The 26202-nt window shown below is 43.1% G+C and carries 17 protein-coding genes; 10 read left to right on the plus strand and 7 right to left on the minus strand.

The window, feature by feature from the left end:
- Positions 1-6 precede the first annotated feature (6 nt).
- Positions 7-804 carry a TOBE domain-containing protein gene (locus LEP1GSC058_RS18135; protein ID WP_016551089.1) on the plus strand — a complete coding sequence of 266 codons (798 nt, stop codon included), beginning with the start codon at positions 7-9 and terminating at the stop codon, positions 802-804.
- A gap of 100 nt (positions 805-904) precedes the next feature.
- Complete coding sequence (locus LEP1GSC058_RS18140; RefSeq protein ID WP_016551154.1) at positions 905-1201, plus strand: putative quinol monooxygenase; 297 nt, start codon at positions 905-907, stop codon at positions 1199-1201.
- Between the two features lie 37 nt (positions 1202-1238).
- On the opposite strand, the gene LEP1GSC058_RS18145 is transcribed toward LEP1GSC058_RS18140, so the two are convergent.
- The 4 genes from LEP1GSC058_RS18145 to ddlA form a co-directional block, all read right to left on the minus strand.
- Positions 1239-2183 (minus strand): helix-turn-helix domain-containing protein, encoded by a 945-nt coding sequence (locus LEP1GSC058_RS18145; protein ID WP_016551175.1) that lies wholly within the window; start codon positions 2181-2183, stop codon positions 1239-1241.
- A 30-nt stretch (positions 2184-2213) separates the two neighbouring features.
- On the minus strand, positions 2214-2927 hold the full coding sequence (locus LEP1GSC058_RS18150) for an SDR family oxidoreductase (protein WP_016551329.1): 714 nt from the start codon (positions 2925-2927) through the stop codon (positions 2214-2216).
- Between the two features lie 261 nt (positions 2928-3188).
- Complete coding sequence (locus tag LEP1GSC058_RS18155; RefSeq protein ID WP_039948855.1) at positions 3189-3608, minus strand: acyl-CoA thioesterase; 420 nt, start codon at positions 3606-3608, stop codon at positions 3189-3191.
- A 442-nt stretch (positions 3609-4050) separates the two neighbouring features.
- A complete protein-coding gene (gene ddlA / locus LEP1GSC058_RS18165) occupies positions 4051-5136 on the minus strand; it encodes a D-alanine--D-alanine ligase (RefSeq protein ID WP_039948803.1) in 1086 nt (361 codons plus the stop codon).
- Between the two features lie 1085 nt (positions 5137-6221).
- On the opposite strand from ddlA, the gene LEP1GSC058_RS18170 reads away from it, so the two are divergent.
- The 4 genes from LEP1GSC058_RS18170 to recD all read left to right on the plus strand — a co-directional run bounded on the left by LEP1GSC058_RS18170 (position 6222) and on the right by recD (position 16245).
- Positions 6222-7223, plus strand: coding sequence for a histidine kinase dimerization/phosphoacceptor domain -containing protein (locus LEP1GSC058_RS18170; RefSeq protein ID WP_232224746.1), 1002 nt, complete (start codon positions 6222-6224; stop codon positions 7221-7223).
- An 81-nt stretch (positions 7224-7304) separates the two neighbouring features.
- Positions 7305-10745 carry an exodeoxyribonuclease V subunit gamma gene (locus LEP1GSC058_RS18175; protein WP_016551271.1) on the plus strand — a complete coding sequence of 1147 codons (3441 nt, stop codon included), beginning with the start codon at positions 7305-7307 and terminating at the stop codon, positions 10743-10745.
- A complete protein-coding gene (locus LEP1GSC058_RS18180; protein ID WP_016551071.1) occupies positions 10742-14455 on the plus strand; it encodes a UvrD-helicase domain-containing protein in 3714 nt (1237 codons plus the stop codon). Before LEP1GSC058_RS18175 ends, LEP1GSC058_RS18180 begins: the two co-directional genes overlap by 4 nt.
- On the plus strand, positions 14452-16245 hold the full coding sequence (gene recD / locus LEP1GSC058_RS18185) for an exodeoxyribonuclease V subunit alpha (protein WP_016551294.1): 1794 nt from the start codon (positions 14452-14454) through the stop codon (positions 16243-16245). The genes LEP1GSC058_RS18180 and recD overlap by 4 nt, the downstream gene beginning before the upstream one ends.
- A gap of 176 nt (positions 16246-16421) precedes the next feature.
- Here recD and LEP1GSC058_RS18190 read toward each other — a convergent pair whose 3' ends face one another.
- The 3 genes from LEP1GSC058_RS18190 to LEP1GSC058_RS18200 all read right to left on the minus strand — a co-directional run bounded on the left by LEP1GSC058_RS18190 (position 16422) and on the right by LEP1GSC058_RS18200 (position 21078).
- On the minus strand, positions 16422-17573 hold the full coding sequence (locus LEP1GSC058_RS18190; RefSeq protein ID WP_016551366.1) for an IS481 family transposase: 1152 nt from the start codon (positions 17571-17573) through the stop codon (positions 16422-16424).
- Between the two features lie 99 nt (positions 17574-17672).
- Positions 17673-20519 (minus strand): adenylate/guanylate cyclase domain-containing protein, encoded by a 2847-nt coding sequence (locus LEP1GSC058_RS18195; RefSeq protein WP_016551099.1) that lies wholly within the window; start codon positions 20517-20519, stop codon positions 17673-17675.
- Positions 20520-20613: 94 nt separating this feature from the next.
- Positions 20614-21078: an STAS domain-containing protein gene (locus tag LEP1GSC058_RS18200; RefSeq protein ID WP_039948805.1), complete on the minus strand. Its 465-nt coding sequence runs from the start codon at positions 21076-21078 to the stop codon at positions 20614-20616.
- Positions 21079-21176: 98 nt separating this feature from the next.
- Here LEP1GSC058_RS18200 and LEP1GSC058_RS18205 point away from each other — a divergent pair, with 98 nt between their 5' ends.
- The 4 genes from LEP1GSC058_RS18205 to htpX all read left to right on the plus strand — a co-directional run bounded on the left by LEP1GSC058_RS18205 (position 21177) and on the right by htpX (position 26135).
- Positions 21177-23066, plus strand: coding sequence for a polysaccharide biosynthesis protein (locus tag LEP1GSC058_RS18205; RefSeq protein ID WP_039948856.1), 1890 nt, complete (start codon positions 21177-21179; stop codon positions 23064-23066).
- Positions 23056-23547: a ClpXP protease specificity-enhancing factor SspB gene (locus LEP1GSC058_RS18210; protein WP_016551162.1), complete on the plus strand. Its 492-nt coding sequence runs from the start codon at positions 23056-23058 to the stop codon at positions 23545-23547. The genes LEP1GSC058_RS18205 and LEP1GSC058_RS18210 overlap by 11 nt, the downstream gene beginning before the upstream one ends.
- Positions 23544-25151, plus strand: coding sequence for a membrane protein (locus LEP1GSC058_RS18215; RefSeq protein WP_016551087.1), 1608 nt, complete (start codon positions 23544-23546; stop codon positions 25149-25151). Before LEP1GSC058_RS18210 ends, LEP1GSC058_RS18215 begins: the two co-directional genes overlap by 4 nt.
- A 72-nt stretch (positions 25152-25223) precedes the next feature.
- Positions 25224-26135, plus strand: a complete 912-nt coding sequence (gene htpX / locus LEP1GSC058_RS18220) for a protease HtpX (protein ID WP_016551117.1) — start codon at positions 25224-25226, stop codon at positions 26133-26135.
- Positions 26136-26202 lie beyond the last annotated feature (67 nt).

Raw genomic sequence — 26202 nt, forward strand, 5'->3', positions numbered from 1 at the left:
GAACTTATGAAGAATAAGATGCAGATAGACGGAAATCTTTGGTTGAAATATAACAAAGAGAACACCTTGGGTAAGGAAAAGATCAATTTATTGCGCGCGATCGAAAAATGCGGATCCATTTCCAAAGCGGCAAAAGAAGTCGGAATCAGTTATAAAACCGCATGGGATTCGATTGATTTAATCAACAACTTGCATAAGGAAACGTTAGTTGAAAAAAGCGTCGGAGGAGCTACCGGAGGGGGCGCAAGATTGACCGTAAAGGCGCGGGAAATCATCCAATTTTATCAAGTTGTAGAGGAGGAACATAAAAAATTTTTGAATCGATTGAGCGAACGAATGGATAATCCTCTCGAACTCCTGAATTTTTTAAATAGAATCGCAATGAAAACAAGCGCAAGAAATCAATTTTATGGAAAAGTAAAAAGCGTCCAAAAAGGCGCGGTGAATTCGGAGATCCTGATTTCCTTAAAAGGAAATCAGGAAATTATCGCGACTATTACGAATCATAGCGTGGAAAATCTGGGTTTAAAGATCGGAGCTTACGTGTATGCGCTTATTAAAGCCTCCTTTATCTCAATTTCAACGGATTCTATCGCTTCACTTAGTTCGGAAAACAAATTGTTCGGAAAGATTTTTTCCGTTTCTAAAGGCAGCGTAAACGATGAGATCATCGTCGAATTGCCGGGGGGAAATAAACTAGTTTCCATCATTTCAAGCAAAGCTACGAAACTATTGAATTTGGAAGCCGAAAAAGAAGTACATGTCTTCTTCAATTCATCCTCGGTAATTCTGGCCGTAGAATGATTTCGTTTGAATCCTTCGACGTCAACTATCGTTCACCAGTCACAATATTTTGATAGTCGCAAAATCAAATAGGACCTTACATAGTTTAGCGGAGTAGAAAATGGCATTCGTTAGAATTGGTAAATTTAAAGCAAAGCCGGAAAGGGTAGTCGAGATCTGTCGGACTTACGAAAAGGAAGCGATCCCGATGATTCGCAAGGCCGAAGGGAATATTAGCGCGGCGCTCTTACAGGAAAATTCCGCTCCGGATAGTTTTTTGGCGATTACTATTTGGCAAACCGAGGAAGATGCTGTGGCGTACGAAAAAAGCGGTTTGGCCGAAGAGATGGTAAATAAAATCCGACCAAGTTTTGCTGCGCCTCCTACGCTCGTGACATATAATGCTTTTGGCATTTAATTCCGATCTACGATATTCTGTTTTGGATTTGGCCGAATTATACGATCAAACCCCGATTCTTTAAAAATTCACCGGGGGTGATGCCATATTGGTCCTGAAAAGATCGGATGAAATGAGAGGTATTCTCGTAGCCGATCACAAATGCGATATCCGCTACGTTAGCTCCACCTTCTTCCAATAAATTTTTCGCCTTTTCCAGCCGACGCGAGATCAGCCATTTTTTGGGACTGACACCGTATCTACGCTTAAAGTCTCTTTGAAAGGAAGAAACGCTTCGACCGGTCAAAGCGGCAAAATCCTCGACAGTAAGAAGTTTATCGAAATTTTTTTCCATAAATCCTTTCAAATCCCGATGCTTATCCTTCGAAACTTTGAATAACCAATCCGGGAAAATTCCGGTTTTATCCGAGCTTGCGAAAATCTGCAGAGCTTCCAGAAGCTTGATCCGAAGCAACGCATCCGTGTTGCGTCCGATGCTCGTGAATAAAGGTCTGAGGTTTTCCGCATAAACCTTTAAACCGCCCCCGTAAGGAATCCGAAAAAGATCGCCTACAGAATCGGAGACAAGCCGAACCCGTTTCGTCTTTAAAAATTCTTCAATTACGGAATCCTGAAAAAAGAAAACATAACTTTCAAATACGCCGCCGCCTTTTGCCGGAAGTAATTCTGAAATCATGTAAAGGTCGGGAGGGAGAAAAATCGCCTCGTTTTCTCCTAACTCAAAAAAATCTCCGCCGGAAGACGTGATTCTCTTTTTGCCGCGACATACGATCGTAAGAGAAGCAGCCTTTGCGAAAACTTCACGCTCCGGAAAATGATTTATTAATTTTTTATAAACAATTGCCGAATTCCCGCCGGCAGCAAAAGCGATCATTTCGACATCGGGCATGCCTATCAACTTCTCAGGTGTGATTAAGACTTTTATCGCCGGAGTCTGCAATCCGGAAGTCTGTAACTGACTTTTACTATCCTTTAATTTCATTGCAAACTCCTAGGACGACTTGAACGCACATTACATCGAAGCGAATTGTTTTTCGACCGCTTTATGATCCTTCTTCCAGGCATCGTAAATGGAAACGGACATCGGATCCGGAAAAATATCCTCTTGCCCGGACTCCAAGCCTGCCAGGACCGCATTCGCCACATCTTTCGGACTGGTTTTTGGGATTTCGACTCCGGCCAGCATATCCGTATCAACGGCTCCCGGAAAAACATTGCACACGCTGATTCCACGGCTTAGCAAAGTAGCTCGGAGAGACAAACTCATAGACCAAGCCGCAGCCTTGGACGCATTATATACCGATAAACCGGGCATGCTCGCAAAAGACAATAATGTCAGAATGTTCACCATCATTCCGTCCGAGTTTTTCTCCAAGATAGGCGTAAATGTCCTGGCCATATTCAAATTTCCGAAAAAATTTACGGAAAAGTTACGATCAAATTGGTCCTCCGATGCGTTTAAAATATCGTTAAAATCCAAAACTCCGGCATTATTGAATAGTATGTTCACGTCCGTCGCTTGGCGTGCTAATTCTAAAATGCTCTTTTTGTTTGTGACATCTAATTCGACGGGAACAATCCTTTTATCCAATGGAATTGTTCCGTTCCAAGTTCTTGCTGCGGCATAAATTTTCCGAACGCCTCTCTCTAACAGACTTTCCACGAGGGCCTTTCCGATTCCTCGATTCGATCCGGTGACTAATGCGATTGCTTGATTTACTTTCATATCTTCCTCTATATATCAAATACTATTTATCATTCGAAGCCTTTCCCGAATAAACGGGATCGCTTCCAATGGTTGAAAAGAAAGTAACCTATATTTCCGGAACCTGTTAACTAGAAGTCGGACAAAATAGTCGGAATCGGTCAAAATTAGAAATAAAACGTATCTTGAGTGAAAAATGGGGAAGGACGGAGGAGTGTCGTTTATAGTTTACCACAGGAAAAGTGCGAAACGTTTCGGATTGTTTTCATTGGAATTCGTTTTTTAAGTATGGTGCCAATATTCTTCTAGCTTGAGTAATAGATTATTCGGCCAATCGGCCAGGGCCATCGTATCAAGATCCGCAAAGCCGTGTAGTACATCTGCCATGCACCTGCGCTCAGCACCACAGAAACCTTCGATATTAACAAGGAAATTGTTCCGTCGAAGCCGTTTGATTTTAACATGGAAATCCAGGACATCACCTAGTCTTGAGGGTTTAAAGAATTTGGCTACGAAACGCATTACGGGCAATCCGTGATTTTTTTCCATGACCATCTGAGGAAATCCAAAATCGAGTCCTTCACGGAACCAATCTTCCAGAGCTTCTACGAAAAGGTTGAAATATTGCGGAGTGAAAACAACTCCCGCAGCATCGCAATGTTGCATTCGAATTATTTTAGAGACAGTATAGACTTTTGACACTTTTCCTCCGAACACAATCCGTGGCTTCTAACGAAATGGAAAATCGACATTCCGCGACAGGCGATAACCGTATCGATACAAGTTTCAGGCTCACACCCTCCGAGAAATACATTATCCATTTTCTTTTCGTTGTTAAGAATCGCAATTTATACCAATTTTAATATCCTGAAGAAGTTTCTAATCTCGTATTCCGAAGGCAACCCTGATTGTAGGAAAACAATCTTTCAAAGCTCAAGCAATCGATCAAAAGTGTATTTTAGCTTTCACCTAGCGAAAGAGTATTTTCTAGAGTTCTTCGGATCCAAAACCGAATGGACTTTGTGCAAATTTGCTTTGCAAACCAAAGGACCCTCAGGGGAAGGCTATAAAATTAAATGCCGCACTTGACTTGTTACCTATGCGGTTGTTCGTTTATAAGTCGGCAAACTCGAAAAAGACATAGTTAGATTTCTAAGTAGTTTTCCCGATTGAATCTTTCCGAGGCCAACTCGATTAACCGGCTAATCAAGTCCGTATAGCCGATGCCGCTTTCGCGCCACAGAATCGGATACATGCTGACGTTGGTGAATCCTGGCATAGTATTAATCTCATTAACCAGGACGGCACCATCTTCCTTCAGGAAGAAATCAACCCGAGCAAGACCCTCGCAGCCAAGCGTCTTAAAAACCTTGATGGACAAGTCTTGAATGATGTTGCTCGTATCCGAAGAAATGGCGGCAGGAACGGTTGAAACGGACCCTTTCTTATCGGTGTACTTTGCCTCATAAGAATAAAAATCATGATAAGAGGTGATTTCCCCAACCACAGAAGCTTCGGGAGTTTCGTTACCGAGAACTCCGCACTCTATTTCGCGCCCATCGATAAAGGCTTCAATCAGAATCTTCTTGTCATACTTGAAAGCCAGTTCGATTGCATTCTTAAGTTCATCTTCATTCGTAACCTTGCTAATTCCAATGGATGACCCAAGATTTGCCGGCTTAACAAAAACCGGGATTCCAAGTCTTGAGATGATTTGATCCAGATTAATAGTATCGCTCCGATGAACTGTTACAAAGTCGCCAATGGGTAGTCCTGCATCGCGTAGCAGGCGCTTTGTAAAGTCCTTATCCATTCCTGCCGCCGATCCCAGCACACCGGATCCAACAAACGGTGCGCCGGATAGCTTCAAAAGTCCCTGCATCGTGCCGTCTTCACCATAGGGGCCATGTAGCAATGGGAAAATTACATCCACGCGCTCATATTTTGTGTTGGTTGATAAATTGATCAAGTCACCGCCGCCATAGGGCACAAGCGCCACATATTCGCCGTCATCTTTGTTATTGCTGATTTCACCAGGATTATCTGCATTGATCAGGAATTGGGATGAATGGTATGCACGCCATTTTCCATCTCGATCAATTCCGATCGGGATAATTTCATACTTATCTTTATCGATGGCATTAATGACATTCTTTGCAGACTGCAAGGAAACCTCACGCTCGGCAGATTTTCCACCAAACAGAATTGCGACTTTTGTTTTTGCGTTCATACATGCTTCCCTTTTTGAATCCAATAATTGATAAGCGGTTTCTGTGCCGGTACTTACATAGTTCTGTTGCCTTATGAAGGCCTCTGGCATTAAACAGAACCGTGTATTGTAAACTACAATTCATAGCACACTTAAGCTGAAATGTTCAAATCAACCGCAAAGCAAATTATGGATACCCGATTTCTTTCAGGAATTTCTTCGTTGTCTCGATTTTATTCCCTGCAAGTAAGCCGCCTAAGATATTCTATTCTTTCATCAACGACTGGATTTTTTTGAAAAAATTGAAACTTCGTCGGACGTATCATCTGCTAGGTCTTTTTAAAAATTCCAGGTTAAAAGTGTAACCCATGTGACTGATCTAAAGTGTTACCTATGTGGTTGTTCGTTTAAACTGGAACATAATTTCAAGCGACATAATGTCGATTATCGGAAGTTAGAGTAGAACCAGGAAAATTAAATCTCTTCGAAATGAATTTATAAAGATGAATCCGTCCCGCTCCGCTTAAAAAGCCACCGCTCGACCGATAAGAAAGAATCGAGTTTGATAGGACGAGCATTTTGGTCAATATATTGTTTCATCTCGGTTTTCGGTTAATAAGGGAAGTCAATTTATCTTCAGTAAGAGCTAGTTCGATTCGAGAAGATAGAAATTAAAAATACGAAATCATTGAATGCGACAAAACTCTTGCGAACTTCTTTTCTTCAAGAATTAGAATCGGGTCGTCTCATCGTCAGTCATCTTTAAGTATACTATATAAATGGAAATCTTGTACGCACTTTGTACGAAATTCAGAATTATAGCAAATTCTAATTTCTCATAATTGTTTGAGGTAATATTATCTCACGACAAACAGAACCAACCCGTTTAGTATACTTTACTTTCATCTAAAATAAAAAAGAATCTACCTCTTTTTGCAAATCAGCTTGCTCTTCGAATAATTAGAGTATACGAGTGTAAGCCTCTCCATTAAAACTGCGTCCTAAACGAAAATTCTTAAACTGAGATCATGTTGAACGAAAAGAATGAATCTGGCATCGGAATCACTTCGAGGTTTTGTAGAAAAAAATTTCTTCTACCCGCCTCGTTGTTATTTTTTTTTATTTCGGCCATCGTCCCGATTGCGGATATGATTTTAGGGTATTCCTTTCAAAGACTCGGTTTAATCATCGGAGGAATTGCGTCCTTCATTAGCATCATATTAATTTTACGCGGGAAATATGCAACCGCCGTTTACATTTGTTCCTTTAGTTTTTGTTTGGCTCTCTGCGTCGGAATTTTTTGGGGCACTCATAATATCGCGTTCTGGTTTCCGACCGTAGTGTTGTTTCATTTATTCTTCACCTCGAAAAAACATACGATCCTTGTCTTCGGATTTTGCTTATTACTTTCCTTTATCCAAGTATACATAAGAAGCAAAGAATTAAATTTCGGAGAATTAACGGACTCGATCGGTTCTCTAATTGTTCTCTCTGCAATCGGATTAATGATCGCCACCGATCTTGAAAAACTTCTTCTGCAAAAGAATACATTGATCCAAGAATTGAATCACAGAGTCCGAAATAACTTACAAGTAGTTTTAGGATTGATTTCGCTCCTGAAAACTTCCAATGAATGGGCCGCACCGACGCTAAATGTTCTGGAGCGTAGAGTTCTTGCCTTGTCCAGCGTTCATAGCATCGAGGGTGATCCGTCCGACCCGAGTAAGGTTCCTATGAGAATCGTATTCGCAGACTACCTAAATCGAATCGCGGCCGAAATGATTCGATTTCCAAAGATAAGTATCCCGAAGAATGAAACCTTTCTGACGATTAAAGACGCGATTTTTATGGCGATGATTGCAGGAGAAATTATCACTACCGGAATGAATTCACAAATCGAATCGACCGTATCCGAACGATTTATCAATATAGAAATTGACGAATTAGAAACGGATTTTGTGGAGTTGAAGATTACCGGGATTGCGATCGTTTTGGGGCAAGGCATGGAATTCATTGAATTGTTGGCGGAACAATTAGGCGCTAAATTACAGGTGGCACATGACGAAGAAAAACCGATTAGCATCGTCACCTTTAAAAAGTCTGCTTAAGATTACGCTTGGAACCATAATTAATGAAATAATCTCTTTTCCCTCAAACTCCCTTCGGCAGAATTGGAACCTGCTGAAGATATGCCTATCAACGTTTTTTCTTCCGACGACTTATCTCTCTTAACGGAAAATCTACTTTCTTCCGTTTCTTCCGACATTCGGAAAGAAGACGGATTGTATAGCCCGATTATAGTGATCCCGAATCAAAGCATGGAGACCTGGCTGTACTTGGAATTTGTGAAACGAGCCGGCATCGTCTTTAATATCCGGTTTCTCTTTCTAGAAAAGGCAATCGAAGAATTTCTATTAAAGAAATACTCGCCGGATTCGAATCCGACTTCTCGTCCTTTTTTGAAACCCGAGTCTCGCCGGTTTCTAATTTACGAATATATTCTTAAAAAACCGAGCTTTCTTTCCGATTATCCCATTCTGAGCGCTTATCTTCTACCTTCCGGAAGAAAGAATATAGATCCAGTTCGACTATTCGAATTATCCGGTAGACTTGCGAAATATTTTAAGGACTATGAACTGCAAAGACAAGATTGGATTCGGAATTGGATAGGCAATCCTTACGAAATGCTCCGTTTAGGAACAGAAGACATCGAGGAATGGAACGCTACAAAATCGCCGGTATTTTTTTTACAAAAAGAATTATACGCGGCAACGGCAGAGAGCGCCAGCACGGAAACACTTATTCAATTTGCTATGCGAACTCGCTCTTTAGCGAAAACGGCAAATGCTAAGTCGAAGCCGGGTAAATTATATCTGTTCGGGCTTTCGCAATTATCTTCCACCTATATCGCGCTGTTTAACGAACTCTTGCCCGAAATTTCCGTGGAAGTATTTCAATTCGGTCCGCCTCGGGACACACTTGTTACCGATGCATCGGAGCTAACCGCTTGTCGGAGTTGGGCGACCCCGTTCCGAACACTTCATCAAAGCTGGCTATCGTCCGGCGCCCAAATTCATACGATTCAAGACCGAGCTAAAAAGCGAGAATCCGTTCTTGAAGCGTTTCAGACGTATCTTTTGAGCGGAAAACAGGCTCTATCTGACCGAGGACTTCCCGCCGACGAAAGCCTAATAATAGCCGAGGCACCGGGAAAATTAAGGGAAGTGGAATCGGTTTTTCAAGTAATTCTTTCCAAGTTAGATGTCGACCCGACACTTCGCTTAACAGACATCGGTATTTTCTGCGTAAATCTTCCCGATTACCGACCCGCAATCGAAAGTATTTTTGAAGGAGGAATTCTTGCAAAGCTAAGGAACGCAAGCGGAAAGGAGGAATTTACTCCCAAGACTCTTCCGTATACGATCCGGGACGTGCGAGCAGGAGACGCAAGTTCCTTTTTGCGGGGATTACTCTGTATTTTCCCGCTGCTCGCCGGCAAAAGATCAAGACAGGAATTCTTCGATTTATTTCGAAATTCCTGCTTCCAAGCAAAATGGAATATCGATCCGGAAACGGTTCAAGAGTGGAAGATATATGCAAAAAACCTAAATCTTTACATAGATGATTCATTGGAAGGGCGCCCGCAATCATTTTCTTTTCGGAACGGATTCATTCGCTTGGCAATGTCCGAAGTCCTACCCGAATCCGCGGAAGAGGGCACCGGTATCTCGCCTTACCCTTCGCAAAATAAAATTTCCGTCGAAAATTGGATCGGTATATGGAAGAAAGTCGAGTCTCTTCTAAATTCCTTCTGCAATCGTTTATTGAATCCAAGTCTTTCATCGGATGAATTGTTGGATTCGTTCCTAAGATTCGTGCAGGCAATGCTCGTTCCCGCGGAAGAAGAACCGGAAGAAACTGCCATTGCTCTGGAATTGTTTACCCGACTGGAATCCTTAAAAGGAGTTTCGTGGGACTCGGGCGATGCTAAGGACAGGATTCGATTTTTTGAAACTTTTGTTCGCGAATCATGCGATGGAATTCCTGTCAGAAAAGGAAAATATCTTACCGGTGGGATTACGGTGTCCGCTTTACAGCCGATGCGCCCGATTCCGTTTCGACACATATTTATACTTGGGCTCGGGGAAGGGGCATTTCCGGGAATCGACGATCGATCCGCCTTCAACCTTAGACATCTTTCTCCGCGCATTGGCGATATAACAACTCGACAGACGAACGAATCCCTGCTATATGAAACGATCTTATCCGCAAAAGAAAGCTTAAATTTTTCATTCGTTTCGCAGGACACAGGCAAAGACGAAGAGCTAGCGCCCTCCCCTTCCTTATTACAAATCGAGCAAGCGTTAAAAGAATTTATCCTGGATCCGGATGAAAGTGTGCGGATTACCCTCCCTTTAAATAAGCATAGTAAACAATATTTCGAAGCCAGGGCGGTTTCGCACGAAAGGGATTTCCGTATCCCTTTCTTTAAAACGTACGACGCGTCCGCCGTTACGGCTTACGGGCAAGAAGAAGGAAAAAAGGAATACGTTAAAAAAATATTGAATTTCGGAACCGTCTCACAATCTGCGCAATCTTTATCGGCGATCGGAAAGGAACTTACCATTGATTTGACTGAACTCATGCAATTTTGGAGATCTCCTCTTTTTTATTTTCTTAGGAAAAATTTCGGGCTGTTCGTCCAAGACTTCGAAGAAGAAGAATCCATTTCACAAAGAGAGCCGTTTCGAATTTCGGAAAGTTTTTCCTTAATCTCGGAAACTTGGAAAATTTTCGGAAAAAAATTCTCCGGAAAAAAAATACCGGATGATTCTCTCCCATTATTTTTACAAGGATATGAGAGAACGATTCAAAATTTCGGCAAACGCGGTTTGCTCCCGCGAGGAACATACCGAGATGTAGAAGAAATACTCAACGCGGAAAAGTTCGAACGGTCTTGGGTAAAAATCGGACCGATGATAAATCAAAGTCGTTTTTACGATGCGCTTTCCTTCGGCGAGACAACAAAACAAGGAACCATCCTTTCTCTACCGAACCCATACTTAGATATCTCCGAAGGAATTCGAGTACGCTTTAGCGGGCTGAAGGAATCGATATTCGTTTCGGACGAGAATGCAAATATGGTCTTAATCTATCCCAACTTGAAAAAGAACCTGAAAAACGGAATCGAGCCCCTACTGATACAATCACTCTTGGACCTTCTGCCTGAGGAATCAAAGAAGCAAAAGACCGTGCAAGCGCTATTCGGTTACATCTCAAAAGAAGGGGCTCCCGAGGCGTATCAATTGCAATCGGAAAGTTCCGAAAGAAAAAATTTCCTGAAAGATCTTGTTGAAGAATACCTTCGTCCTTGCACCGCATTACTTTCACCGCAATTTTGGGAAGATTTCCCTCTCCGAAAGGAAATCACACAAAACATGAAGAAAGAAGATCGAGAAAGACTTTCCCACGAATACTCTCTTTGGATTCGAGAAACTTTGGAATATGACTTATCCGAATATTTAAATCCGACGCTTAGGCTCTTACCCTCTCCTAAAGATCATATCCCCGCAAATGCTTTGGATTTATCCGAGAAATTATATGAGCCAGTTTTACGGAGTCTTTCATGAAGCCGATTTCAATCGATTTTCCTCCTTCTTTCGCAGATGGAATCGATTCCGAAAAAAACGGTTTTATCGGCGCCTCTGCCGGAACCGGGAAAACCCATACGATCGTATACTTGGTATTGAAATTGTTAAGAGAATCGTTTCTTGCCTGGGATGCCGAAGCAGGAACTTCTGCTCCACTCGGAATCGACTCGATTTTAGTTCTAACATATACCGATAAAGCCGCTTCGGAATTAAGATCAAGAATCCGAGCCGGAATTAAGGAAAGAATTCGGAACTTGGAGGAATCGGTTCGAACTAATCCGATTTTAGAGCCGGAACGACAATTTTTTTTGGCGCAAGCAGGGCGACTCGACCAGGCTTACATATCCACTATTCACGGATTTTGCAGTAAGATTCTTAAAGAGTATTCCCTGGAAACGGGTTACCCCGCGAATGCGAAGCTTGTTTCCGAATTCGAACCTTTCAATAGAATTCTATATTCCAGGATGCATTCGGAATTTTCGGACGAGATACCTAAAGAAAGTTTAGCTTTAACTTTATTAGAATTACGTAATTTTTTTGATAACGGATTTACCGGAAATACTTGGGAAGATTTTGTATCGGAATTAGCGGGAAAAAAGGAGATCTCTCCGAATAACGTTAGGTTAATACCTCGCCCGAATCCATTACCGGGGAAAATAGAAATCTGTCGATGTATTCAGACATTATCGCGCGAGTATTCAACCATCTTGCCGCTACAAGAATTGCTTTTGAGATACGTCCACGCAAATACCAAGAAAGCGTTTTTGGATCGAGAGCCCGCTTTCAAAAAGATTCTAGCGAAGGCCCTATCCGCGATAGAGCGATTCGATCCTATTATCATAACGAAAGCGATCTTAGAGATCGGACGTCTCAAAAGAAAAGAATCAGGAGTCGGAAGCGTTCTTTTCTCCGACGATGAATTAAAGAAAGGAGAATCCGATCCCGCATACGGTACTTATATCGCGCAAAGGGAAAAAGTAAAAAAAGCTCTTTCGGATTTGGAAACGATAGCTGTCTCATTCGTCGTTCAAATTTCGGAAACTATCGTGAAAGAAACTCCGATCGAAAAAGCCGAAGAAGGCGAAGTTACTTACGGCGATATGATCCGTAATTTGTCTCGATCCCTGTCCGTTAATCAAGTATTATTAACCGAATTAAAGAACAGGTTCCGGTATGCGATCGTAGACGAGTTTCAAGATACGGATTCCGAACAGTACGGTATTTTCCGAAATCTTTTCCTAGAAAAGAATAGCATCGACGATTCCGAGACTCGTTTGTTTCTGATCGGAGATTCCAAACAGGGAATTTATGGATTTCGTGGAGCGGATATCGGCACATATCTATCGGCAAAAAATAATTTAGATTTAAACGGAAAGTTCGGGGACCGATCCGTCGTTTATCCGGAATTAGATACGAATCGACGGTCATTACCGGAATTAATCTCGGCATATAACGACCTTTTTTCCGCCTCGAAAGGAGATTGGTTTCCTTTAAGAGAACCGGGCTTCGATCCGATTCCGTACTTAAAAGTGAATGCAGCTATGTCGGGGAGAAAGGCCGTTCTATATTCGGATAAGAGCGAACGAGGCGCCCTTAACGCATTCCAATTGCCCTCCACTTCCAGTAAAGAAGCATTAAGAGATCCTTATGCTAGATTTATAGTTTCGGAAATTCGACACTTGGTGTCTCCCGAATCGAGAATCTTAATCCGGAAGGAACGTCCGGGACGGCCTCCATATGCCGGGAGAGTGCGTTACGGAGATATCGCGATTTTAATCCGAAACCAGGATGATTCGAAAGAACTGGAAAATTACCTAAGAGCCGAAGGAATTCCATACACTTATAACAAAAAGAGAGGACTATTTTCCTCCAACGAGGCTTATCGTTGTAGACAAATTCTTTCTTGCATAAACGAAGAAGGAAGTCCCGATTCATTTTATAAACTTTTGCTATCGGATTTATTTGAAGTTCAACCGACCGATTTGCATAGATTCGACGAGTATTCCGTCGAGTCCAAAGAAAAACGGTTGCTGGAATCCTGGCGTCGGTATGCCAGAAAAAAAGAATACGCAAATCTTTTCCGTTCCTTATTAACCGAAAGTTTGCTAGCAACACCCCGAGATAAGGAGAAAACGAGGGAATGGGAACGCAGGATCACGAATTTTCGCCAAATCTTTTTTCTTTTATCGGAACAAGCGTCCTTAAGTAATCTTTCGCTGCGCGAGCTGATCGAGCATCTCGATTCTTGCATAACGAATTCATTAACTCAGGATGAAAACGATTACTTAGAAAGAGAAACCGAAGAAGATCGAATAAAAATTCTAACAATCCATTCCAGTAAAGGCTTGGAATTTCCTTTCGTTTTCCTTTTAGGCGGTTTTACTGGATGGTCCTCCTCTCAAAGAAAATACTTCGAATATCGGGAAACAATAAGAGGCGCGAATCAAGAATTGCAGAGCGTAAAAATAATCGATCTGGAAAAGAAAGAACAGGAGAAATTTAAGGAGTATTTAATAAACGAAGACAAAAGATTATACTACGTGGCGGTCACGAGAGCCATGTATAAATTTTATTTTCCATTATTATCTTCGCCCGCAACGGATCGGCCTTTGGAACTATTTCGCAGGTCTTTCGAAGCGGCGATGCCGAATTTCGATCAATCCTCGAGCGTAGCCAAGATTTTTCCGAACGAAACGAAAACGGGCTATGAAGTTAAATTTATAACCCGTTTTCAAGAAAATACGGATTCCCCGGAGGATACCGAATCGGATCGCCCTGAATCGAAAGCAACAAGAGACGTATTGCATTGGCCTAGCGGTTGTGAGAAACGAACGATCCTTCTCGAGAGTTATTCCTCTTTAGATCGCTATATGAACGTTCGGCAGGAAAAGGGATACCGCATAGAGACGGCAGACGCTAAAAGCGACGAACTCGAATTCTTCCAGTCAACGGAGGATGATCTACCTTCCTCCAATCAAATGGGAAATCTCCTTCATATGCTATTAGAAACGATGGATTTTTCATATTTCTTACAGACAAACGGCCCGCAAGGACTGAAGAATTTTCCGGTCTGGAATGAAATAAAGAATTCCCTTCGAATACAAGGATACGGTAAGGACGAAGATCAACTCGAATTTTACACTGAAAGAGCGACAACATTCCTTTGGAATACTTTACGAAGCCCTCTTCCCAATACCCAAAGCTTGAATTGTTTAGCCGAATTGAGCCTAGAGGAAAGAAAGCACGAAGTCGATTTTTTTCTACGGATCACCGGTAATACCCGGAGAGGAGACGAAGGGGAATTATTAAACGGGACGGTGGATTTTATTTTCTTTTCCGGCGGAAAATATTGGATCGCGGATTGGAAATCCAATAAACTCGGCCAGCCCGGGAATCCGACTTCCTACTCGGAAAAAAATATAAAAATTAAGGTCGATGAATCGTATTCGATTCAGTCGGCTCTTTATTCTCTCGTTCTAGACGATTGGTTACGCAATAAATACGGGGCGAAATACGATCCGATTTTATTAGGAGGTATGTATTTTATTTTTCTGCGAGGGATGGATCCCTTACAAAAAGGCAACGGGATATTCTTCCAGCATATAGATCTTCCTTTTATCGAGAAATCCAAAAGTCTACTTCAAGACGCACTCGAAATGAAACATACCGATTTGCGAGGAAAAGAATGAGAGAAGAATCTCAGCTCGTCGACCCTGATTACGTCATGTTTCTTTCGGACGAAATGTTTCGCGTACAACCGGAAATCGAGAAAGAAGACTTGTACGAATTGAATATGCGTTTATTGCAAGCCCTGAGAACCGGTAACTTAGGAATCTTCGAAAATCAAATCGAGAAGAATTTCGAAAGCCCCTTTTTTCGATCCCGCAACGGAATTTTATATTACAGAAAAACTTTCGAAACTTTAACCGAAGTCGAAGATTCCTTTCGAGATTTATTATCCCGTGAAATCCCAGAAGAACAGCGAGATAGAATTCAGAAAGTTATCGAGGAAATCACCGAAAATGACCCGTTGGAATTCCAGAAAAACGGGATAAAAATAACTCTTTGCGGCGAAGGGGAACAAAAGGAAGCGTTGGAGACCGCACTCAAATCTTCATTCTTCGTGCTAACGGGCGGTCCCGGAACCGGAAAAACGACGGTGATTACGAGTCTTTTACGAGCGCTCGTTCGTTTAGGTTACGAAACCGAGAAAATCGGTTTGGCTGCGCCGACAGGCCGTGCGGCGCAGAGGCTAAAAGAATCTTTGGAAAATACCTTAAGCCTTAACCGACGTATAAACGAATTGGATCAGAAGCTGCTGAATTTGCCGACAGCTACGATCCATCGACTCTTAGGTTATAACCCTAAGAGCAATTCTTATAAATTCGGAAAAGATTTTCGACTTCCGTATGATGTCATTGTGATCGATGAAGTTTCAATGGTCGATCTCGAGCTGATGTCCAATTTGCTGCATTCTCTACCCGATCGGGAAAGGGAAAAATTCAGGTTCATTATTCTAGGAGATGCGGATCAATTACCGAGCGTAGAAGCGGGAGCAATATTATCGGATGTAGTCGCTTCGATTTCCTCATCGTCGAATTTCTTTCGTTTAAGCAAGAGCCATCGACAGGAAGGAAATGCGTCTCCAATTTTCGCAGCCGCTCGAGAATGCATCCGGAAAAACTCGAGCGTCGATTCTCTCTTAAAATCCATTTTTGCAGTTAGAACCGACATTTCCTTAAATGAAATAATAGACTCAGCATCGCCAGAAAATGAAGCCGGGTTTTATCGAATTCAATCGGATTTTCCGAAGGATCGAACCCGCTTTTTGGAAAAGTATGTGGAGAATTGGATTCGACCTCGATTAGCGAAACTCCCGGATCCGAACAAGGAAAGCATTAAGTTAATTGAATATATTGCGAAGGATTTGAATCATTCAAGAATACTAACTATTCTTAGACAGGGAGATTATGGAAGCGAGGGAATCAATCGAGATATCAATCAGATTCTAATTAAGAAAGGGTATAAAAAAACCGTAATTATCGGAAACCGTACATATTTTCCGGGCCTTCCGATCATGATCACGAAAAATGATCGCACCCGAGGAATGTTCAACGGTGACACCGGGGTTATTTTAGACGCTAAAACGATTACGGGAGATCCGGAACTTCGCGCGATATTTCTTTTGGACGGAATGATTCGAGACTTTGCTTTGGATACTCTCCCCTCGCACGAACCTGCTTTTGCGATTACCGTTCATAAATCCCAAGGTTCGGAATATGATAATATATTCATTCTTTATCCGCCGGATCCCGAAAAACCGGAGAGTAAAAATTTGACTAGCGAACTGTTTCGAACGGAAATCCTTTACACCGCGTTGACTCGTGCAAAGCGAAGGGCCGTCCTGCTTGCAGGTGATGAATTGCTAGGTTTGTCCCTGAGCAAAAGATCGGAAAGAGTTACCGGATTTCGACTTTAAGATAATCAATGTTCGGACTTTGAAGGAACTCCAACAGAATTTATATTTTCAAAAAAGACTTTTCAGATTCCGAAAGGTGTGATACTAGCGACTTTGCAAAACCGCCGCTCCGGCCCCCGCCCAGGAAGGGCTGTACGTCCTGGAACATAGGTAACACTTTAGACCGGAGACATGGGTTACACTTTCAAAGTCCTAGATATTTTCTTTGTGCTCTCATTCAAATAACCTATTTTCACAAAGCTGAAATAAATGGCCCATATACCGTCGTCGACAGGTTCAAGGCCGATATTCTCTCCACCTAAACTCTTCGTAATAAAGAATCTTTGATTTTTCCAATAAAAATTACCGTCATCGACTTTACGAATTTCAAAATGATCTGGATAAAATATCTCGGATAGACGATTCGGATAGGATCTTAGGGAAGGTTTATAGATCTTCGCAGGCGGCTTCTGACCTAACGCCTCATGGGGACGATCATGGTTATATTCCGCTCTAAAACGATCGAATGCCTTTTGCTGCTGTCTCATATTAGAACGAATCGGATAAACCGCTTCTGCCTTCAAAGTCCTATGCATTCTTTCATGCCTTCCGTTCTCTTGTGGTTTCCCCGGATGAATCCTTTCCGGAAAAATACCTAATTTGATCCACCACATTGATAATAGGGAAATTCCCGACCCGGCAGCAAACGGAATTCCATTATCCGTTCTAATCGCATTCGGAAGGCCGTATTCTCGAAAACACTTCTCAAATTCCTTCTTTGTTTCGTAAGTCCTTGTGCCTGATAGCCCTTTGCAACTTAGAAGAAACCGACTGTAACCGTCGGATATTGTTAAGGGATAACAACGGATTCCGTCTCGCATTTTAAAATCACCTTTGAAATCAGCACACCAAACCGCATTCGGATGATCATAACCTCGAAAAGGTTCCGAAAAACGAACCATTCCCCCTCTCTTCTTACGGGGCTTTACTAAACCTCTTTTCTTAAGAATACTGCCGATCGTGCTCGCTGCAGGCCAAATAATTTCCGGATGACTTCCCTCAAGTATTACAAGCAATTTGCGAGGTCCCCAAGTAGGGTGTTGCTTACGAACTGCAAGAATCAACCGCTCTTCCGCAAAACCTACTCGGTTCGGGTTTGTGTGCGGAACCCTACTTCTCTCCAAAAGACCTTCAGGGCCTTCCTTCCGATACCGTTCAAGCCACTTGTATCCCGTCTTTCTACTTATTCCAAATGTTTCACAAAGAGAACTTATGGAAACCGTTCCGTCGCATACTGCGGCAATAAATTTTACTTTCTCGTCCATAGGGGACACCTCTTTCCACGGCAAAGGATTTTCCTCCATTTGCCTAAATTTCAGTGTTACCTATGTCACAGGTCTATTCTGTTACCGATGTCTCCGGTTTGTACCGGGTGGGGAATCCTCATTCTATTTATGATCTCTCGTAGATACTCCGTCCCAGTTGGAAGCCGGAGGAGTTACTTTGTGTTCCTTACATCTATCGATAAGCAAAATTACCGCTTTATCAGAATGACCTTTCGCAGTTTGAGATTCTTGAAATTTACGAATCGCTTGATCCCATTTTCTATCTAGATAGAGGCCCAAACCTTCTTCATAGAGTCCGATCGATTCTTTTAGTGAGGATGGAATTTTATCGCCGATTTCAGCCACGGCTTCGTATAACACTACCGGCTCGTTCTTGCCCTTAACTCTAACTAAATCCAATTTTCGAGTGATGATTTGATTTTTAATTTCTTCATAAACGGAATCCGAAACGAGAATCGAAACTCCGTAATCTTTTCCGGCAGCTTCTAAACGAGCCGCTAAATTTACGGTATCGCCCATCATCGTGTAAGAAGCCAATGCATCCGTTCCCATAAATCCGACTTTCGCCAAGCCGGTATTCAAGCCGATTCGTATATTCATATCCCTGGCTTCCGGAATATAACGATGTTCCTTATTCCAAGTCTTTCTGAGCTCCTCCAATTTTGCGAGCATCCTCAAAGAAGCCTTAGTCGCTTTTATACAATGTTGTTCCACGTCCACAGGCGCGTTAAAAATGCCTACGATCGCGTCTCCGATGTACTTATCCAAAACGCCTTCGTGCTCCTTTAAAATTAGAGTCATTGCGGAAAGGTATTCATTTAATAATTCGGCAAGTTCTACAGAGCTTAACTTTTCGCTGATAGCCGAAAAGCCCGCAACGTCGGAAAAGAAAGCAGTGACCCTTTTTTCAGTCCCGCGCTTTAAGGCGGCTAGATCCTTCATCGCTTCGCCGATAACGACCGGATCGATCATGCTACCCAGAATTCCTTTGATCTTTTCCCTTTCCCGCAAACCGCTTACCATGTGATTGAGTGCGATCGATAAATTCCCGAATTCGTCGTTCCCGCCGGGCTCAAACTCAACGTTCAGATCTCCTTTTCCCACTTCTTCCGCATTGCGAATCAATCGTTTAATTTTCTGAACGACTATGCCAGATATGAAGATCGCTAAAAAGATGGAAAACCCGCAAATTCCCAATGCGGAAAGCACCGCTCTGTCTCGATTGCTCCGGATGGATTTTAGCCCCTCCGTTCTATCGACGATGGTCCGAATCAAACCCGAAAAATTGGATGCAAGTATTACGGTGGGGACGTCGTCCACATCTTCAGCCAATAAAGGAGTAGTATCCAATTTCCAAAGAATCTGCTCCGCTTCCGTTCTGCTATTACCGATGATGCCGTCCGGAAATAAACTTTTCAACTTTGCAGTCGGGGTTTCACTTTCTCCGGAATAAATCCAATCTCGTAAGGCATTCCATCTATCTTTGAATATCTGACTTCCCTCGCCCGACTGGATCGATTTTTCATAATCCGAACCATCGGGTCGAAAACGGAGAAGAACTTGATCCTCAAGCGCCGAGTTTCTAGCGGAGCCTAAAGCTTCCACTTTCTCTTCATCCTCTTCTTTAGGCGGATTATTTCTCCGATAAGTGGCGAATAGTAAGTCTCGTTTCCGAACTAAGGAAGAATAGTTCGCATAATGGTTTTTAAATTCCTTATCCTTAAAAGGAGGAATCGGAGGTTTCTTTTCTCTCAAGACCTTAAGTCTTGCTTCTAAAAGAGAAGGAATATTGCTTAGTTCCGATAAGATCACTCTCTCTTCGTTAAGGTAAGCGCTCCATGTACCCGGATGTCTTCGAATGGATTCGATCAGTTTGGCTCTTTCGGTTGAAGCCGGATTCCGAAAATGCGGAGAATACAATGCTTGTAGCTCAAGACTCGATTGTTGAAAAGAATTGGGAGGAATTTCTCCGGTAATTCCGACTTTATCCACAAGAGTCGTAAGGGCGGTTTTGAGACCGTCCTCCAAAGTATTATCGAACGAAATTTCGTTTAAGGGAGAATCCGGATCGAAAATTTTCGTATCTAAGGTGGGCTCCGATGTTTCTCCAGGCACGATTCCCGTCAAAGCAAAGGTTTGGATTCTAAAACGCCCCGTGTCCAATCCTAAATCCTTGATTTTCTTGCGACGTGAATCCGCCAAAAGCTGAACGATCGCGGAATCCATTTTAGAACGATGCTTTCGAGCGATTAAAATTTTACTTTTAACTTCCTCTTCCAATGCGGATAATTCCGTTGGATCCGTTTTTTCCTGACTTTCTTTGATCTCGTACAATCTCTTACGAAGCAAAGATGCGTCTCGATCGGCAAATACGAATTTTCTCGCCAATGATTGTAGTTCGGAAAAATCCTTTTCCCCTACGCGCTCGGTCCCGTCTTGCTGCAGCTGTGCCTTAATATTTTTTTCTAGAATTTCGATATCGGCCTTAGAAAGATATTCCGAATAATAGGTGTCGAGTGTCTTACGTACTTTACTTTTTCCTAATGCTCCAAAAAGACTGGTCTTGATTCCGAACAGGGAAACCTTCTTTTCCTGGACCAGCGTTTTCGTGGTTCTGTATTTCTTAAGAGCTTCGGTTTGTTTACTCACGCGATCCCGAAATTCTTCGATCCGAATTAGACTTTGAGAAATATTGTCCATTTCCAAAACGAGGGACGATATGTACCGTCTGGAAATTGCGGCTTCCCGCTCGTAACTTTCGGTCAGAATTTCGGTTTGTTGGCGAACATAAATGAAAGAAAGAATTAGAATGGTTAAAGCGATCAAGCTTCCCGTAAAAAAGGCAAGCTTTGCTCGAATCCCGGAATATAAAAGGCGAAAAATTCCGAGTATACTGTCAAGAATGCGATTTACTAACCCGCTTACGATCGCGGAAGAATTCTTGTTCATAGGAAAAACAAGTCCTTAAAGGGATGCTATGGCAAGCAATATACTTTGAGAAATTTATTTACCGATTCGATTTTTTCGAGCTACACAAAAGACCTTAAAAGAGTTTTTCGAAGGTGGCAGTTCGATAGTCGGAAGTTAAATAAAAAATATGAGAGCACGCAGGACATCGATAATTCCCGTGCCCCTGAACCCGTAAAAATTGGAAACAAATCGGACAGGCAACCATCCCTTCCTCGGTATCCTTCTTCTTATCTTCCGTTAAGAAAGCCTTCGCCTCCTCGCGCGTCGGAAAAAAAGGAATAACTGCTTCGAGTCCGAGCTTCTTCCAATCGTCGGTCAGCGCGGTAGTCAAAGAGCAGGCCGAGAATTTAGATTGCGGGTGATTTATTGCAGAATTCTTAAGGAGGAGCAACCCTTCTTGGTCCCAGGCGGTCAGCCCGCCCGCATCCAATAAAATTCGATGAATTTCCGACGATAGGATTTGCTCTATCTTTTCCCGAAAGGCGGTCCCAAGTACCGAATCGAGTTTGCCTTGGAGATTGACAATTAATTCTTTCACAGGTTGCACTCAGAAGAATCGATAAGATCCGGGATTTCCGCAACCGAAAAAACCCAAAAAGGTTGGACTTTTACCATTTAGGGATATTTTTTTCCTTAATGGAACATTGGAATCGCCGGACCTTGATATTCCCTCTAGACCTCTGCTTTATGGTCCTGTCCTATTTTTTGGCACATTTAATTCGATTCGAATCCTTGTCCTTCCTGCAAAAACCGGACACATTTCTTATTCCACTTGCGATCGTAGTCGCATGTCGATCGGTTGTATTCTTATTTTCGAATATTTATCGTTCTATCTGGGCTTATGCTTCGATTCACGACCTTCTGGAAATCATTAAAATCACGGTTCTTTCCTCATTTATCGCCACCACCGTATTACTCTTCTATAATCGCTTCGAGCAAATGTCTCGAATGGTCCCCGTTCTAGATACCATCCTTTTACTAAGCTTCCTATGTCTCCGAAGCCTTTCCTGGAGAATCTTTCGGGATCAATATATTATCAGAAAAACTAGGGAACACGGGGCTCCGACTCTCATTCTCGGTGCAGGAAAAATGGGAGCTTCCCTATTATCGGAGTTCAGAAGGCATAGCGAATTGAAATTAAATCCGGTCGGATTTTTGGACGACGACGAAAGTAAGATCGGCGCATTGATTCAGGGAGTCCCGATTTTAGGGAATATCTCGAAGGCCGAAGAAACCATTCGTAAACTAGGCATTAAACAAGTAATTATCGCGATTAAAAATCCGGACGGAAAGCTGATCGGTCGATTGTTGAAGACCTTCGAATCCACCGAAGTAGGTTTTAAAATCCTTCCCTCTATCGGCTCGCTTTTCTTCGATTCCCCTAAAATTCAACAGCTGCGGGAAATCCGAGTCGAGGACCTTCTTGGAAGACCCGTAGTCGATCTGGAAATCGAATCCATTCGTTCTTACATCCGAGGAAAATCGATCTTAGTTACGGGCGCCGGAGGATCCATCGGAAGTGAGATTTGTAGACAGGTCGCCATCTTCCAACCTTCAAAGTTAGTCCTTGTAGATTCTGCGGAGACGCCCCTCTACGAAATAGATTATGAATTGCGCAAAATTTTTCAACATTCCGGAATCGAGTTCTTTCCTGTCGTCGCAGATATTAAGAATCTTTCGCGCGTGAGCTCCGTTTTCGAAGCGCATTCACCGGAAGTAGTATTTCATTCCGCCGCATATAAGCACGTACCTATGATGGAGACGAACCCATCGGAAGCGGTTTTGAATAATATATTAGGCACTAAAAATGTTGCGGATATCGCCCGTTTGTCCGGAGTAGAGCGTTTCGTACTCATCTCTACGGATAAAGCCGTTAATCCGGTTAATATCATGGGCGCTTCCAAGCGTGTAGCCGAATTATACATCCAGCATGTATCTCGAGAGACCCGAACTAAATTCATCACGGTTAGATTCGGCAACGTCTTAGGATCCAACGGTTCCGTGATTCCGAGATTTAGGGAGCAAATCCAGGCTGGCGGACCGGTAACAGTGACGCATCCGGAAGTCATTCGATATTTTATGACCATCCCGGAAGCCACCCAATTAGTTCTCCAAGCCGGTTCCATGGGCGAACGCGGCGAGATCTTCTTATTGGAGATGGGAGAGCCTGTACGAATCCTCAGCCTTGCGGAAGAAATGATTCGTTTATCCGGCTTACGACCGTATGTCGATATTCCGATCGAATTCACCGGATTAAGACCGGGGGAAAAACTTTTCGAAGAGCTGCTATTGGATTTAGAAGGCATCAAAAAAACTCACCATCCAAAAATCAGGATTGCCGCCCCTTTAGAAGATAGCGATGCTAGCAGCTTCCAGGCCAGGTTTCAGGCCCTTTTGAACGCCGCTCGCTCCAACCAGGAAAAAGATATCTTTACCCGGTTTAAAGAGCTAGTACCGGAATACAAAGTTCATAAGGATTACATTACTGAAGAAGAGGCCAGGGCCCTAGAAAAGAATGGATCATAACCCCGAAGATATCACCGTACTTCGCGAATTTAAAAAACAACTCTTCTCTCTCTATTGGGAACGGTTCGGTACTTTCTATCTGCACGCAATGCCTCATCCCGATTTAAAGATCGGAAAGAGGGGCCTAATCGGAGATGAACCTGAATCAGGAATCATATTAGTTATAGGTCCGCGAGCCGCTCGGGACATTCGTATAGAACAAGATTGGGCTTATGCGGAACTCCAATTCGGATATACTTGGGAGCAAGTTTTCATTCCTTGGGACGCCGTATTTCGATACTTTGATAAATCTCAGCAAACCGTTTCGCAAATGAGAATTTTCTTAGGTAAGCTGCAATCTCCAATTGAAAGCGACTCCGATTCCGCCGAAAACGATTCCTCTCTCTCGTCGGGAGAAGTCGCCACCGAATCGAAAGGAAGAGGAAAGAGACGCAAAGACAATGTCATTGAAGTGGATTTCGGGGGTAAAAACAAAAAATGAATAATTACAGATGGTTCGTACCGGGAGATCTCGACGGTTTCTTCGGCCTAATGATCGATAATTTAATTCAAATCTTAGTGTTAGTCGCTCTCTGCGTCGGACCTTGCGGAATGCCTCAGGAATTCGTTTTTCGAGTTATTATCCCGGGGGCGGCAGTATCTCTGTTATTAGGAAATTTATTCTATGCCTTGCAAGCAAGACAACTTGCCAAAGCGGAAGGCAGAACCGATGTCACTGCTCTACCCTATGGGATTAACACGGTATCCCTTTTCGCCTTCGTATTTTTCGTAATGTTTCCCGTTTATTTAAAAACGGGAAGTTACAAAGCCGCCTGGGCGATGGGCTTATTAGCAAGCTTTCTCTCGGGATTAATCGAAATGTTAGGGGCCTTCGTTGCGGAAAGGATTCGGAAAGCGACACCTCGCGCCGCGCTTCTTTCCGCTCTTGCAGGAATCGCTCTAACATTCATTTCGATGGATTTTTTAATTCGAACCTTTCAGAATCCTTTGGTAGCCTTCGTACCTTTCGGAATTATCCTATTACAGTACTTTGGGCGGGTAGTTTTTCCGTTTAAAATTCCGGGCGGTTTGATTTCGGTAGTAGTCGGAACCATTCTGGCTTGGTATTCTCCATATTTTTCGGGAAAGCCGATTATGGATCCTGAAGCGTTAAAATCCTCTTTCGGCATCGGATTGTATCTACCGGTTTGGAGCGCAGGTGAAATTTTTTCCATATTTAAGGAAATGGATATCAGAGAGTATCTTTCGATCATCCTGCCAATGGGAATTTTCAACGTCATAGGATCGCTTCAAAACATAGAATCCGCCGAAGCGGCCGGAGATAAATTCAATACTCGGAACTCTCTTTTAGTGAATGGAATCGGAACTGTTGCCGGTTCATTCTTCGGTTCACCCTTCCCTACGACGATTTATATCGGACATCCCGGCTGGAAAGCGTTAGGGGCAAGAGCCGGTTACTCGACATTAAACGGAGTTTTTATGACCGTCGCGGCCTTCTTAGGGCTAATGGGGTTTCTTTCCAAACTCATCCCGATCGAAGCCGGAATGGCAATTGTTCTCTGGATCGGAATCGTAATCGGCTCCCAAGCTTTTGAAGCAACTCCCACTCGTCATGCTCCCGCAGTCGTAATCGGTTTGCTTCCTGCAATTGCCGGTTGGGGTGTGCTCTTAATTCAAAGCGCTTTTAATTATGCGGATCCGATTTTAACAAAGGCGATCGAGGGCACTGCTGCCGCTTCTCAGACTCCGAATATTTGGTTATCTTTAGTTCCGGCAAATCAACCCATCTTTCCATATCCGTTAGAAGGACTCTTGAGTTTATCTCAAGGATTCTTATTATCTTCTATGGTTTGGGCCGCGATTGCAACGTTTGTGATCGATCGAGATTTTAAGAAAGCGATTCTGGCAAGTTTAGCGGGAGTTTTTCTTTCCGCGACCGGATTTATCCATGCATATTCCTTGCGCGGAAACGCAATTTTAACTCCATTTGAGCCGAATTTTGGCCCGTTTGTAAAAGGATATTTACTTTTAGTCTTACTTTTTCTGTTAGCTTCCTTCTTACGGAAGGAACCGAGAGCGGTCTAATAAGGTATCGGGAAGAACGCCCGGGGATAAAATTGATCCCGAACGTTTCTATATAAGGAGAAAAAGTCACCTATGTGGATGATTCGTAGATTCGGATTGTTTGCGATAACAAACCTCGCAGTAATAGCGACGATCGCATTCATAATAAGAATTACCGGTCTCGCCAGTTATCTGGAAAAATCGGGTATTTCGTACGGAGGGTTGCTTCTTTTCTGCACGATATGGGGGATGGGCGGTGCATTTATTTCGCTCTTCATTTCCAAATTTACCGCTAAGATGTCGATGGGAGTCGAGATTGTAGATCCCCGTACGGCGACCGGATGGCAAAGAGATTTAGTCGCACGAGTAAAAAGACTCGCGGACGCGGCCGGCCTACCGATGCCGGAAGTGGGATATTATCAATCTCCGGAAGTGAACGCCTTTGCCACCGGGCCAAGCCGGTCTAGCGCGCTAGTGGCCGTTTCTACCGGACTTTTAAATGGAATGGATAGCGGAGAAATCGATGGAGTTCTAGGACATGAACTTTCTCACGTAGCAAACGGAGATATGGTGACTATGACCTTAGTACAAGGCGTAGTGAACTCGTTCGTGTTTTTCTTTGCCTGGATTGTGAGCACTCTAATTGCTTCTCAACTCAGTAGGAACGATGACGATCGCGGGGGCGGAAGCTTCTTTATGCGGTTTATGATTCAACAAGTACTCGTGATGGTGTTCGGATTATTGGGTTCCATCGTGGTAGCCTATGTTTCAAGAGCGAGAGAATACCGTGCGGATGCCGGCGGTGCAAAATTAGCCGGAAGAAGTAATATGATTGCCGCACTCGAAAGGCTCAAGGCTGCCTTTACTGTAGATCCGGTAGATCAGAGAGGAGAATCGATCGCGACTCTGAAGATATCTAATCGCGGGGGCGGATTAGCTTCCTTATTTGCTACCCACCCTCCATTAGAGGAAAGAATTGCTGCCTTAAGAGCGAAAGCATATTAAAATTAGGTTGATAGCCGCCCTAAATAAGGGCGGCTTCATCAAAAAAGAATTGTTCCCGCGCTTCCGA

The sequence above is a fragment of the Leptospira fainei serovar Hurstbridge str. BUT 6 genome (assembly GCF_000306235.2).
Lineage (GTDB): Bacteria > Spirochaetota > Leptospiria > Leptospirales > Leptospiraceae > Leptospira_B > Leptospira_B fainei.